The following is a 14,068-nucleotide window of genomic DNA, read 5'->3' as shown; positions in this document are numbered from 1 at the left end:
ATTGAAACAAGTACACAATTGCAAGGAACAAATACGATTAAAATGGTCATTCCGAAACAAGGGGATACCAAGGATAATGTCCTTAAAATTAAAGCATTTAACAAAACTCTAATTGCTGGAAATAATTATTTACAATTATTACATGGTGAAAGTGAAATCTGAAAATATGATACTGCAGCAAATAGTAACGATTATTACCTAATTAAGTACCTTTTTGGTACCTTAAATTATCTTAATGTTAAATTTAGTTTTTTAAGATACGATCCTGAATTAAAAAACGACATTTACCTTTATTTTAAAAACAAAATTTCTAATATTAACAACAGCGATTACAAAAATGTTTTTGACGAAATCTATGAAATCTTTGGTAACTTCTTTGCCAGTTTATTTTATGCCACTTTTGATATGGATGAAAAAAATCATACCTAAATCGATTTTAAAGGCGTAGATAACTATAAAAAGAATCACTTTATTCAAATTGGTTTCTTTTACCACTCGTTAATTACCTTTTATCCAAAAAAATATTTAATCAATGTTACTGGTAATTCATAATTACTACTAAGAAGTTATTTTTTTACTTTTGACAAAAAAACGCACCAAGATAATTATAATGCCATTAAAAACAACAATAGCATTTATCAAATTGATTTTAATGTTCTTAAATCTTATGACAATAAACTGATTAAATTCTCAGCCAGCAACACTGATAATAATATTAATTATCTTAACACCGACATTGATATTCGTTATGGTATTAATATTTTTACCTTAACTTTTCCGCTTTATCACAAAGATAATAATTCTAAATATAATTTTAAAATTTATGACTTTAATGTGCTTAATTCAACGGCATTTATTCCTGATGGTTCCACCAATTCAGAATGAGATGACCTAATTCCGCCACCAAATTGCAAATATTCCGGACGATGAATACCGACATTTAATGATATTGGTTGTGCCATTAAAAATGCTAAACTGAATGCTGACCACTTCACAAGTCATTACCATTTTACGCCCGTTAGCAATTATTGCGAAAGCAACAGTTAACTTTTCAACCGCCATTTTTCCAGTTTTTAAAACGGTACCAGCTTTTTACTATACCTTTCAATTTTTAATCGGTTTTGCCATTTTTTTAATAATATTAAGGATTTTCATGTAATATATATATATATATATAATTGAAAAAATAAAGTAATAAAGGAGTTAAAATAATGAAAATTTTAAATATAATAGCTCTTTCGACATTAACAATATTACCAATAGTTGGCTGTTCTAAAAAAGAAAATAAATCAGTAGTAGAACAAAAAAATAAAGATAACGAAAACAAAGTTTATGATTTTGAAATCAGAAACTTAGAAAAAATAAGATTTTTAACGGAAAGGCAAGACCATGAACTTTTAAAAGTTGAGATAACAACAGAAGATAATATAAAAGCAAATATAGATAAACAATTATCAAATTTAAAAAATGTAAAAATTTTTAGTTTAGAGTTTAATGCAGAGCTTGTAAATAACAGAATTAAACAAAAAGACTTTCAAAAAATAACAAATACTTATGGAACAAAAATAGATACTTCGGGTTTAAATTTTTATACCTGAATGATTAAAATACCCAATAAAACAATAAGAATTAAAGCACAAGGAACAGAATTACTAACTTTTGAACATGGTAATACTAACAATTATAGATTAAATAAAACAAATAATTTTGAAATTGAAATTGAAAATCCGTAATAACTAAATTCAAAATTGGGATAGCACGATCTCACATTTAATGATAAAATTTGAGGACAGAGCAGAGTGAATTTAAGTTAATTACTTAGAGACACAGTTAATTGGACAGCCTCATTTCTTTCTTTCCAAGAAAGATGGCTTTTTACGATAACAACACCTTTAAACAACTAAGCAACTTTTTCATTTTTTATATTTTGATAAAATAAAAACCAGTAATTAATTAAAATTACTGGTTTGAATATTTTTTTTAATTTTGTAGAAAACTCTTGATATTTATTGAATATACTTAATTTTAGGTATATTTTTAATATGATAGAGGTGGATAATAATTATGGAAAAAATAATTCAAGAACTAGTAAATACTTTAACAGATGATCAATTTTTAGAATTTTATGAAAAAGTCAAACAACAAGCAGAATTAATAAAAAAACAAAAACGTTTAAATGAAATTGATCAAAAATTTAGAGCACAAGGTATTAAATGCCCTAAATGTGAATCTTACCATTGTGTTAAAAATGGACATAATTCAGAAGGAAAACAAAAATATTTATGTAAAAATTGCCGTGCAAGTTTTGACGCTTCCCGTAATCATTTTATTTATTGAAGTCATTTAAATTATGAACAATGAAATTTATTGATTCAAATTTCATTGTTGGGGCAATCTAGTAAAACAATTTCTCGTTTTATTAAAACTACATTAAAAACTGCTTGATATAATCGTCAAAAATTAATGAAATCAAAACAATTAGAAAATACCCAATTAAAATTTAAAAAATTATCTGGTAAAATCCAAATCGATGAAACATTTATTAAAGAAATTCATAAAGGAAATTTAAAACATAAAACTGATCCACGAAGAATTCACCTTGACCCATTCGCAACTAATACTAAATGCTGTATTCAAATGGCAGTTGATAATAATAACAATATTTATGTTAAATCCACAAACACCAAACGTTTACAAAAACAATGAGTTATTGAAAATATGAACAAAGAATTAATTAACCAAAATTCAATTATTACTTCTGATATGCAAAAATTATATTTTTTAGTAGCAAATCAAACAAATTCTACTTTATGTGTAACTAAAACAACAATTAATTCTGAAGCTAGTAGTTATCGTAACTTAAATAAAATCAGTAAATTACAATCTAGTCTTAAAGAAGCCTTAATTCATTATCATGGTTTAGGTTTTACTAATATTCAAAATTATTTAAATCTCTGAAAATGAAAATACCAACATAAGGGTTTAACTCCAAACCAACAAACAGCGGTATTATATTTTAATGTATAAAAAATTAAAGTAAAAATAGTAATTTTACATAAAAGCCTTTTAAAATTATCAAGTTGATGATTTTTTTTATTTTATCAAGAGTTTTCTACAAAATTAAAATATTTTTTTATTTTTCACAAGAAATTTAAACTTGTTGTGCTTGTTTCAATTAAAGTTATTGTTCTAAATAGCTAATATCGTTTTTATAAAACCTTATACTATAGTAGTAACTGTATTTGTTTTTACCGGCCCTTCTCTTTCTGACGAAAAAAATGCTTCACCGTTAAATATTATTTTATCATTGTTTTTATCTATAGTAATTTCATTGGGTAATAAAATATATTTTTTTAAAATTTGCATTACTTCTGTAATTGATAATGTAACTATTTGTTCTTTATTGTTGTCATCAATTATTTTGGCAGTAATATTTCCTGTAATTTTTTGTTTTAAATTTAATATAATTTCAGATTCAATTATTCTTACTGGATAAGTAATTTTTAATTTTTCATTAGGATTAAGTTCAAATTTATCAGCGGGTTCCTTAAAAATACTTAAAATCATTTCTTGTTCTTGTTTATTTGTGTTTGATAAATCAAATTCATTTGATAATACATTAATGATTTCAGAATTTTTATTATTTATATTTGTAAAATCTGTTAATTTCATTTCATCATCAGAATTTATGTTTCAACCATTTAATTTATTTTCTTGTTTTGTTTTAGTTAATCCTGTTGTAATTTGAAATACTAATTTTGATTTTGAATTATATTCACAAGCATTTACATTAAATGATCTTGTATTTGGGGTTTTATTGATAATTTCTCTATCGGAACATACATTTTTAGGAACATTAGATCATAAAAATGAATTTTCTTGTTTTGTTATTTCAGTATTTGAAAAATTTAAATTATTAGTATCAATATAATTTATTTCCTTAAATTTTAAATTAGGATTTTCATCTCTAAACTTAAAAAATATTGCATTTTTAATTAATTCATTTAAATTAATAATTTTATTTTGTTCATTTTTAATTAAATAATATATATTTATAATATCATCATTTAAATTATCTTTTATCTTTACTATAGCGGAATTATTTGTTTTACTAATAATTTCTAATTGTGAAATATCTAAATCAGGATTTAAATAATTTAATTCATTTAAAATTGCATTATCAGAATTAGCATTAATTTGCCCTAAATTTGAATTTAAATAGTACTCACTATATTCATAAATATTACCATCTGCCGATCCAAAATATAATTTGTTATTTAACACCACACCAGAAGATTCATTTCATGAACCTGTTGTAAGGATAACTCTTTGTTGTTCTGTGGATGGATCATATTCATAAACATTTTTATCTCCTGAACCAAAATATATTTTATTGTTGAAAATTACAACCGAGGATCTTATACTTTGAGAATTATTTGTTTTAATAACAATTTTTTGTTGTCCTGTAGCGGGATCATATTCATAGACTTTATTATCATCAGAACTAAAATATAATTTATTGTTAAAAATTACACCAGAAGATCAAACTTCTCCTTCTGTTATAATAACAATTTTTTGTTGTCCTGTGGCCGGATCATATTCGTATACTTTGTTGTCTGCTGAATCAAAATATACTTTATTATTTAATATTATCCCATCAGATCGAACTATTCCATTTGTTGTAATTACAATCTTTGTTATATTTATTTTATTATTTTCATTATTGCTTCGTTTTTGTCTTTTATAATTTATGTTTTCTAATTTAATTTGTTGTTCTTGTGTTGGATAAGGAAAGGACTATTGGCAACAATTCCTAACATTCCGCTTCCTGTCATTGTTATTGTGCTTAATAAACTAAGTAATTTTTTCATTTATTAAATCCTTTTTATTAATTTTTACTAATTAATAAATTTGTTGAACAATTAACATCCTTCCTTAAATTTTTAAAGTCTAATTAATACAAATTGATTATAACTTATTAAATAAGAATTTTTATCATTTTTTCAGGTTATTGAATAATAATTCTAGAAAAAAAAATTATCATTAAAACAGAAAAATAAACTAACGAAATTTAATTTTGTTAAAATTACTATCTAGAAAGGCGATTTTTTATGTTAGAAATTAATAATAATGTAAAAACCCTAGAAAACAAGCATTGATTCAGTTTATTTACAACCCATAAAAATATGTATACTAACAAATGTGAACAATTAGCTAATGAATATGAAAAATTAGATGAATACTTATATAAATATCATTATCGGTTAAAACAAGGTTATAAAGTAGTTCATTTTGCATCAAGAACAATTATTACAATTTTTGGTGATGTTACTTTTAAACGACGCCGATATAAATATTGAAATCAAAAATCAGGTAAATTTGAATATGTATGTTTATTAGATAAAGAAATTGGTATGTTACCTAAACAACGCATTTATTTTGATGTCCAATTTAAAGTTTTAAGTCTTTTAGGTGATGGTAAACGCTATCGTGATGTTTTAGATGCTCTAAATCATTGTTATATTTCAAAAGCTAGTATTTCAAGTATTTTAAATAAATACGATATTGCTGAATATTTTCAACTCGCAGAAAAAGAAACTAAAACTAGAATTGATGTTAAAAATAAGGATTTATATATTCAACTAGATGAGACATTTTTAGCGACATTAGATCAGAAAGTTAAACAAGACCAGAGAATTCGTTTGGTTACTTTTCATACCGGACATAAAGAAAAAAATTATAAAAATGCTCGTAGAGAATTAGAAAACAAACGAGGTCATTTTCTAATGTTAAAAGTTGGTAAACGAATAAATACAATGGATTATCATGATTTATTAATTAAGGAATTACAAAAACATTATGTAAATATTAATTACGACAGAATAATTGTTTGTGGTGATGGTGATACTTGAATTAGAGAAATTGCCAATAGTTTTGGTAATGTTAGATATATTTTAGTTGGTTATCACGCTATTAAAAAATTAAAACAAACTGCATTTAATATTATTTTTGAAAATCGCAAAGTAACACTAAATAGTTGAATTAAATTATATAATGATGGCATTCATCAAGAATTAATCAAAACCATTCGTAATGTTGCTAAAAATGAATTAAATAAAGATATTAAAACAAATTTAAGGAAAGCGAGTAATTATTTCAGTAATAATAAGCATGGCATTCATCATCAAAATTTAGAATAAAATATTGGTTGTAGCATTGAAAGTGATGTATCGCATTTGGTAAAACAACAATTAGGATGTGGAGCAAAAATATATAATCATAAGAATTTAAATAACCTATTACATTTAAGAATGGCAAATTTAAACAAATTAAATGTACTACATTACATTAATGAAAATATTAATTCAGAAATAGAAATCAGAAAAGAAATATATAAAAATTCATTATGAAATAAATATAATAATAAAAATGATGATAGTTGAATTAATTATAAAGGTAATGCTGTAACAAATAAATATAATAAATTTAAGTAAGTAAAAATATTAGTTAAAATTTAATAAAATTAATAATTTTTGTTGTGTAAAAATTCAATAATATGATAAAATGAAAAAGAATAAAAATGACAATAACAAGAAAGGCAGGGTTAGTTTAGTAATTAAATAATATAATTAGCTGATTGTTTTATTTATTCAAAGCAATACCTAAGAAAACTAAACGCGACCCCTTTAAGGGACGCATAAATTATCAAATAATGCTGGAATTTTTTAAAAATAGTTTATAATGAAATTCCAAAGTAAGTAGATTCCAGACTAAGATTCGGAAAAAGGATAAGGTTCTATAAATTTTATTAATTAGTAAAAATTCACGAAAGGGATTTAATTAATATGAAAAAATTACTAGGTGGTATGGCAGCCCTTTTTTGGACACTTTTTATGTAGACTGTCATTTTATAAATTCAACAGGCGTTAAATAATTTAAACTGCCCTGTATTCTACGATTATTGTATCAATTAACAAAATCAAATAATTCGCATTTTAATTGTGTTAAATTTTCAAATTTTTTACCCTTGACAAATTCCGTTTTAAAAGTTTTGTAAGTTGTTTCAGCAACAGTATTGTCATAAGGACAACCCTTCGCACTCAATGATCTTTTAATATTAAAGGTTATTAAAATTTCATCAATGATTTTATTTTTAAACTCATTACCACGATCAGTATAAAATAAAGTTATTTTATTTAATGGTCGTGTTATTTTATGAAAAGCTTGTTGAACTAGTTCAGCGGTTTTGTTTGGTCCGGCACTATAGCCAATTATTTCTCGATTAAACAAGTCAATTAATAAACAAATATAATGTCATTTTCCTCCAAATTGCACATATGTTAAATCACTAACAACAACTTCATTAGGTTTTTTGTTATTAAATTGACGATTTAAAACATTACTAATTTGGTCATTATTAACCATTGTTTTATGATTACGATATTTTAATTTGGTGTATTTAGAAACCAAATTATTTTTGATCATAAGGAATCTGATTTTTCGACGTGATAAGATAATATCTTTTCTCATTAAAACAGCTTTAATTTTACGACTTTTATTAAATGCACTGATAACTTCTTCTTCATAATTATTAACATCATACTTAACACAATTATTAGTTTGATAATAATATGTTGATTTTGCTATTTTTAATATTTGACACATTTTTAGCACGGGATATTTTTCTTTATTATTGTTAATAATTCCTATTTTTTGCCAATTATCAGTGCTGCTTGCTTTAAAATGTCATTTTCCATTCGTAATTGTTGGTTTTCTTTTCGCAAGTAAATTAATTCATTTTCTTCGACAGTGCGATTATCTTGCACTTTAAATGACCCAAAATTATTAAAATTTTCAATTCACTGATTATACGGCTGATTTTGAAATTCCGTATTCTTTAATAATTTCAACAATGCTTTTTCCGTTTTGATAAAACATGACAATTTGTTTTTTAAATTCATTTGAATATGAGTTTTCCTCCATTTTTATTTTCCTACTTTTTTAATAATTTTATTTTATTTGAAAGTCCACATAAATATGGTCCAACTTATTGTAACCCATCCAATATTCAATAAATATCAAGAGTTTTCTACAAAATTAAAAAAAATTGTAGTAACTTAGTTAAATAACTCACTCATCCATAACTAGCAGGCGGAACATACGCTTTCCGCACTGCTTCGCCATTATAAATATCAACCAAGATGTTTTTTTATTTACCTTTATTCTTAAGGCACCTTAAAACACCTTTAAAATTAATTTTTAAAATAATTAAAACTTACATCCTTTTTATCATTCTATTTTTCGGCAATAAAAAAATTTAACAATTCTTGCCCTATAATCAAATTAGACTCCTGCTCTTTCTTATTAACTGAAACCAACTGATACTCACCATTTCTAATTATTCCAATACAAATAGAATTTTCATATTTTCCTTTATAAACAAATCGCTTTGAAAATCAAATACCAATAGGATTACTAAATCACGGAATTTCTGGTGCTTTAATAAAAATTGCGTTTTGTGTTTCTTTTAAAAGATATTTTTTAGTATTTAAAAAAATATTTTCAATATTTCTCACATACATACCGTCCTTACAAATATATTTAGTTATATTAAAATAAGTTATATTTAACTTAGTTATCTAACTAAGTTAAATATTTATTTTGTTAAACATTTATGTTTAACAAAATTTGTTGGTAAACGAAGTTTACTAATTAACTTAGTTTATTACTATCAAGGCACAAAAAAATACAAGGCATAACTAAAAATAATAAATATTAATTTAACCTTATATTTTTTGTAATAAATAAATGAGATCGTATTTATTTATTAATTAACAGCAAGATTGTAAAAACCAAAATCTTGTCATATGTATATGGTTTCTACACCTTTAAATAAACTTGTATTGACATTTAATAAAGTAATTTATATAATACTTAAAGACAATTAAATCACAGCTTTTAAACATAATTAAGTTGCAAATAGATTGCTTAATTTTTTACTTTAAGTAGCCTTTGCTGCAATGGCGAATAGTAATCTATCTTAATTAGAGTTTAATTTAAACTCACTGATTTTATAATGTCAAATATATTAATAAGGGATTTTTTATTATGTCAAAATATAAAAGAGGTATTTTTAGAATTTCAAGAAGAGTTGGATTTTCAATTCTAGAAACTGGAAAAGAATTTGCTAAAGGAAAAAAACGCACAACTGCTCCAGGACAACACGGAGCAAGAAGAAGAAAATTATCTAACTATGGTTTACAACAACAAGAAAAACAAAAAGTAAGACATATGTATGGTTTAAATGAAAAACAATTTCGAAATACATTTTTAAAAGCCAAAAAAATGAGTGGTGTTACGGGAACTAACTTTTTAATTTTATTAGAATCTCGTTTAGACAACATTGTTTATCGTTTAGGTTTAGCACGAACAAGAAGGGCAGCTCGCCAATTAGTTAATCATAGTCATATATTAGTAAATGATAAGAAAGTTAATATCCCTTCTTATCGTGTATCACCTAATGATAAGATTACAATTAAAGAAAATTATAAGAACAATCCAAAACTGTTAGAAGCAATTGAATTAAATGCTGGAACATTGGAATTTGTTAGTTTTGATCGCAAAAATATTGTTGGCACTTACCTTCGTTATTCTGAAAGAAATGAATTAAATTTGGAAATTAATGAATCTTTAATTGTTGAATGATATAACCGTATTATTTAATATTAAATTAAGTATAATTAAAGATAAGTAAAAAGACTTAGAGTGATAATCCTCTAAGTCTTTTTACTATTTAAAGCTAAAATGGATAAGTTTACAATAAGTTGGACCATATTTATGTGGACTTTCAAATAAAATAAAATTATTAAGAAAGCAGGAGGATAAAAATGGAGAAAAACTCATATTCAAATGAATTTAAAAAACAAATTGTCATGCTTTATCAAAATGGAAAAAGCATTGTTGAAATTATTAAAGAATACGGAATTTCAAAATCAGCCGTATATCAGTGAATTGAAAATTTTAATAATTTTGGGTCATTTAAAGTGCAAGATAATCGTACTGTCGAAGAAAATGAATTAATTTACTTGCGAAAAGAAAACCAATAATTACGAATGGAGAATGACATTTTAAAGCAAGCAGCAATGATAATTGGCAAAAAATAGGGATTATTATTAACAATAATAAAGAAAAATATTCCGTACTAAAAATGTGTCAAATATTAAAAATAGCAAAATCAACATATTATTATCAAACTAATAATTGTGTTAAGTATGATGTTAATAATTATGAAGAAGAAGTTATCAGTGCATTTAATAAAAGTCGTAAAATTTATGGTGCTCGTAAAATTAAAGCTGTTTTAATGAGAAAAGATATCATCTTATCACGTCGAAAAATCAGATTCCTTATGATAAAAAATAATTTGGTTTCTAAATACACCAAATTAAAATATCGTAATCATAAAACAATGGTTAATAATGAACAAATTAGTAATGTTTTAAATCGTCAATTTAATAACAAAAAACCTAATGAAGTTGTTGTTAGTGATTTAACATATGTGCAAGTTGGAGGAAAATGACATTATATTTGTTTATTAATTGACTTGTTTAATCGAGAAATAATTGGCTATAGTGCCAGACCAAACAAAACCGCTGAACTAGTTCAACAAGCTTTTCATAAAATAACACGACCATTAAATAAAATAACTTTATTTCATACTGATCGTGGTAATGAGTTCAAAAATAAAATCATTGATGAAATTTTAATAACCTTTAATATTAAAAGATCATTGAGTGCGAAGGGTTGTCCTTATGACAATGCTGTGGTGGTTGAAACAACTTACGAAACTTTTAAAACGGAATTTATCAAGGGTAAAAAATTTGAAAATTTAATACAATTAAAATGCGAATTATTTGATTTTTTTAATTGATACAATAATCTTAGAATACATGGCAGTTTAAATTATTTAACGCCTGTTGAATTTAGAAAATGACAGTCTACATAAAAAGTGTCCAAAAAAGGGTTGCCACACCACCTAGTAATTTTTTCATATTAATTAAATCCCTTTCGTGAATTTTTACTAATTAATAAAATTTATAGAACCTTTTCCTTTCTCCAAATCTTAGTCTGGAATCTACTTACTTTGGAATTTTATTATAAACTATTTTTAAGAAATTCCAGCATTATTTGATAATTTATCGTCCCTTTTAAGGGACGCATAAAGTTTTGTTAGGTAGGTAAGGATTTGAATAAGTATTAAGACCATCAGCAATGATTGTCTTTTTATTTTATAAGGTGTTAAAAATTTGTTCTTTGAAAATGAAATACAAGTGAATTAATAATGTTGGTATGTATTAAAGCACGATAAATTGTGGGTGGTCGCCATAACCAAAAGAAGTTTACCAGTTAATAGACAATACCCTATTAGCTATAGCAATTTGTTTCGTTTTGCAATAAAAAAATGAATGGGTGGATTTCCTAAAAATGTACACGCTATTAAATTAGTTCCAAGGGTAGGATGCGGACATTAAAGTGTAGAAATTTCTATTATAGGGGTATGCTAAGTTTAAAATTATTAAAATCTTTATCTAATAATAATAAAAAAACAAAATTTACTAACAAAGCTTGTTAAACACTTAAATCTGCGATATATAAGTGTTTAAAAAACTAAGTTAATTAACTTAGTTAATATAACTTAGTTTATCTATAAGAAAGGTAATTTATTATGAAAAATATTGAAAACATTTCCTTAAATACTAAGAAATATCTTTTAAAAGAAACATAAAACGCAATGCTTATTAAAGCACCAAAAATTCCGTGATTTAATGAACAAATCGGTATTTGGTTTCCAAAGCGATTTGTTCATAAAGGAAAATATGAAAATTAGATTTGTGTCAGAATAATCAAGGATAGTAAATATCAAGTAATTTCAATTAATCAAAAAGAAAATGAAACCAAATTAATTAAAGAACAAGAATTATTAAGCTTCTTCATTGCCAAAAAAGAAGAAAACAAAAAAGATATAAATTATAACTATTTTAAAGGAGTTTAAAAATGAATATTGCGATTGGATTAATATTTATTATTATCAGCATCATGCTATTGGCATATTTTGCTTATAAAATTTATGCCAAAATAAAAATTAGAATTAAATATAAAAATGCCATTAAAAATAATACTGGTAATTTCACGAAAGACGAAAAAGTATTTATTGCCCGCTTTGAGGAATGAGTTAAAGCTCCTAATTCAAAAGAAAATAACGCGGATAAAAAATAATGTTTTGAAAAATTATCATGGAATTCTTAGAATTGTTTATTCCGATAGAAAAAATGCCTGCACAAGTTGCGTTTATTGCCGGATTAATTATTATCATCACGTTTCTTTTCGCATTAATTTCAATTATGTATTTACCAATAAAAATAATTTTTGGTAGATAAAAAATGACAGTAAATTTAAAAGAATTTAATTGAGAACAAATTAAACAAAATTTCTGAGATTTATTTATTCAAATTACAACTATTCCGGCTCATATTAGTGGTGGCAAAGAAATTGATTTAACTCAAGAAACACTTTGGCTTTTAATAGCAAATATTGCTTTTTGATTCTTAACAGCTACTATGGTGCGATTTATTCTAATGCTCCTTTGAAAAACCATATCAGTATTTAGATAGGGAAAAAATTAATGTCAAGAAGTTACATTGTGATGCATTCCCAAAGAAATTCAAAATTAATTAGGAAAAAATATAATCGTGTTAAGGTTAATCGTGGTTTTAACAAATTTAAGAAAAACTTTGAATATAAATGATGAATGTTTTAAAAAGAAAGGAGGTGAGATTATATGTTTGGAACTTTCTTAGTGGGAGAAGCACCAGCAACAGTAGAAAAAATAACAGCTAGTGACGCGATGACTAAATTATGAAATGCAATTATAACGGCTTTTACTAAAATATGAGAAATTATTGCTGTTAATATGCCACAAGTCGGTAACTTCTTTGCTGATTACTGAATCTTCATTTTTCCATTTATTTTGGCAATATTCTTTATTTGCTTTAAAATGTTTGAAAAATTACTTGGAGCGGTACGCTAACAAAAAAATAAAGTGAGGTGCAAGATGAAATTTTGCAAATGAATAATAGAAAAAAATAACCATTTTATTGAATTGAATCGCACCTCATTTTTAATTTTATGACATTGCAAAGCAATTTGATATATTTACAACGGTTATTTTAAAAACATTGTAAGTTATTTATTTTTAGCGGGTTGTATTTTAATTTTCCTTTTTAAAATCATTAATTTAACACAAATTAGCAAAGTTATTAATTTTTTAAAAAATTCACCATTAAACTCAACATTTCCATTGCTAGAAACCCAAAAATTAAGTTTAGGGCATATGGGATTGTTATACTTTGATTATCCAGTATTGCCAGAAAAAATCTTACTTTTATGAGATGAAACCAATTTATTTTTAGAATGAACTTATTGATAAAAAAATAATACCAAAAACGAAGAAACCGGTATCCAAGAATATTTCGCTCTGGCACGCCATTTTGGTCATATTGTTCTCGCTAGTGGGCAAAGAGATAAACATATATGAGTTAAAGTTCTTGATATTGCCAATAATGTGATTGTGGGAATTCGCAAAAAACCAGTTAATATTTTTCGCCCTTACTTAAAAGTCATCTATGGTACCTTTACGAGCATTGAAGAATATGAACGCTGACGAAACATTTTAATTGATGCTAAAAATAGTAAAAAGGGTCGTCGCATTAAATACCGTGATATTCCTGAACTTGATATTTATTTTTTTAAACTAAAAATTCCTCTACCAATATTAAACACTTACAATTCTTTTTACCTAGCATTTTTAAGAGATTACTTAAATTCAAAAGTAAATCCTGACTATGAAGACAAATACTATACTGACACCGCAATTGATTTAGAAGACTTAGAATACTTAAAAATTGATAAATTTAGCAAATTTTTAAGAAAAACGAAAGAAAAGGAATAATAAAAAATGGAAAATCTCGCAAAAATGGCCGACTTTCTCGATCAAATGCTTTATAAAGTTTTT

General features: G+C 24.6%; 15 protein-coding genes and 2 pseudogenes. 13 read left to right on the top strand and 4 right to left on the bottom strand.

Annotated elements, in window-relative coordinates; genetic code table 4:
• The first annotated feature begins 18 nt into the window (after positions 1 to 18).
• A complete protein-coding gene (locus I5Q57_RS07775) occupies positions 19 to 429 on the top strand; it encodes a hypothetical protein (RefSeq protein WP_215825996.1) in 411 nt (136 codons plus the stop codon).
• A 392-nt stretch (positions 430 to 821) separates the two neighbouring features.
• Here the strand turns inward: I5Q57_RS07775 and I5Q57_RS07770 are convergent, their stop codons facing one another.
• Positions 822 to 962, bottom strand: coding sequence for a hypothetical protein (locus I5Q57_RS07770; RefSeq protein WP_215825995.1), 141 nt, complete (start codon positions 960 to 962; stop codon positions 822 to 824).
• A 17-nt stretch (positions 963 to 979) separates the two neighbouring features.
• Between I5Q57_RS07770 and I5Q57_RS07765 the strand changes: the two genes are divergently transcribed.
• The 3 genes from I5Q57_RS07765 to I5Q57_RS07755 all read left to right on the top strand — a co-directional run bounded on the left by I5Q57_RS07765 (position 980) and on the right by I5Q57_RS07755 (position 3,027).
• Entirely contained in the window at positions 980 to 1,159 is a 180-nt protein-coding gene (locus tag I5Q57_RS07765; protein WP_215825994.1) for a hypothetical protein, read from the top strand.
• A 52-nt stretch (positions 1,160 to 1,211) separates the two neighbouring features.
• On the top strand, positions 1,212 to 1,733 hold the full coding sequence (locus tag I5Q57_RS07760; protein WP_215825993.1) for a hypothetical protein: 522 nt from the start codon (positions 1,212 to 1,214) through the stop codon (positions 1,731 to 1,733).
• 331 nt (positions 1,734 to 2,064) lie between these two features.
• On the top strand, positions 2,065 to 3,027 hold the full coding sequence (locus I5Q57_RS07755) for an IS1/IS1595 family N-terminal zinc-binding domain-containing protein (RefSeq protein ID WP_215825992.1): 963 nt from the start codon (positions 2,065 to 2,067) through the stop codon (positions 3,025 to 3,027).
• 192 nt (positions 3,028 to 3,219) lie between these two features.
• Here I5Q57_RS07755 and I5Q57_RS07750 read toward each other — a convergent pair whose 3' ends face one another.
• Entirely contained in the window at positions 3,220 to 4,284 is a 1,065-nt protein-coding gene (locus I5Q57_RS07750) for a hypothetical protein (RefSeq protein WP_246534691.1), read from the bottom strand.
• 827 nt (positions 4,285 to 5,111) lie between these two features.
• Between I5Q57_RS07750 and I5Q57_RS07745 the strand changes: the two genes are divergently transcribed.
• Together I5Q57_RS07745 and I5Q57_RS07740 are read left to right on the top strand one after the other, a co-directional pair.
• Entirely contained in the window at positions 5,112 to 6,200 is a 1,089-nt protein-coding gene (locus tag I5Q57_RS07745) for an Mbov_0401 family ICE element transposase-like protein (protein ID WP_215825991.1), read from the top strand.
• A 111-nt stretch (positions 6,201 to 6,311) separates the two neighbouring features.
• Positions 6,312 to 6,494 (top strand): hypothetical protein, encoded by a 183-nt coding sequence (locus tag I5Q57_RS07740; RefSeq protein ID WP_215825990.1) that lies wholly within the window; start codon positions 6,312 to 6,314, stop codon positions 6,492 to 6,494.
• 397 nt (positions 6,495 to 6,891) lie between these two features.
• Here the strand turns inward: I5Q57_RS07740 and I5Q57_RS07735 are convergent.
• Together I5Q57_RS07735 and I5Q57_RS07730 are read right to left on the bottom strand one after the other, a co-directional pair.
• Positions 6,892 to 7,983: pseudogene (locus tag I5Q57_RS07735) on the bottom strand (IS3 family transposase).
• Between the two features lie 311 nt (positions 7,984 to 8,294).
• Positions 8,295 to 8,576, bottom strand: a complete 282-nt coding sequence (locus I5Q57_RS07730) for a hypothetical protein (protein WP_215825989.1) — start codon at positions 8,574 to 8,576, stop codon at positions 8,295 to 8,297.
• Between the two features lie 532 nt (positions 8,577 to 9,108).
• Between I5Q57_RS07730 and rpsD the strand changes: the two genes are divergently transcribed.
• From rpsD to I5Q57_RS07695, 7 genes and pseudogenes are all read left to right on the top strand, one after another.
• Entirely contained in the window at positions 9,109 to 9,723 is a 615-nt protein-coding gene (gene rpsD / locus I5Q57_RS07725; RefSeq protein ID WP_215825988.1) for a 30S ribosomal protein S4, read from the top strand.
• Positions 9,724 to 9,887: 164 nt separating this feature from the next.
• Positions 9,888 to 11,002, top strand: a pseudogene (locus tag I5Q57_RS07720) (IS3 family transposase).
• A 1,049-nt stretch (positions 11,003 to 12,051) separates the two neighbouring features.
• Positions 12,052 to 12,273, top strand: coding sequence for a hypothetical protein (locus tag I5Q57_RS07715; protein ID WP_215825907.1), 222 nt, complete (start codon positions 12,052 to 12,054; stop codon positions 12,271 to 12,273).
• Positions 12,274 to 12,437: 164 nt separating this feature from the next.
• On the top strand, positions 12,438 to 12,668 hold the full coding sequence (locus I5Q57_RS07710; RefSeq protein WP_215825987.1) for a hypothetical protein: 231 nt from the start codon (positions 12,438 to 12,440) through the stop codon (positions 12,666 to 12,668).
• 167 nt (positions 12,669 to 12,835) lie between these two features.
• On the top strand, positions 12,836 to 13,084 hold the full coding sequence (locus I5Q57_RS07705) for a hypothetical protein (protein ID WP_215825986.1): 249 nt from the start codon (positions 12,836 to 12,838) through the stop codon (positions 13,082 to 13,084).
• A gap of 24 nt (positions 13,085 to 13,108) precedes the next feature.
• Positions 13,109 to 13,483: a hypothetical protein gene (locus I5Q57_RS07700; protein ID WP_215825985.1), complete on the top strand. Its 375-nt coding sequence runs from the start codon at positions 13,109 to 13,111 to the stop codon at positions 13,481 to 13,483.
• Positions 13,484 to 13,624: 141 nt separating this feature from the next.
• Complete coding sequence (locus tag I5Q57_RS07695; protein ID WP_215825984.1) at positions 13,625 to 14,005, top strand: hypothetical protein; 381 nt, start codon at positions 13,625 to 13,627, stop codon at positions 14,003 to 14,005.
• The last annotated feature ends 63 nt before the right edge of the window (positions 14,006 to 14,068 follow it).

It is taken from the genome of Spiroplasma endosymbiont of 'Nebria riversi' (assembly GCF_018831625.1).
Lineage (GTDB): Bacteria > Bacillota_I > Bacilli_A > Mycoplasmatales > Nriv7 > Nriv7.
This window is presented reverse-complemented; position numbering and strand designations above follow the sequence as displayed.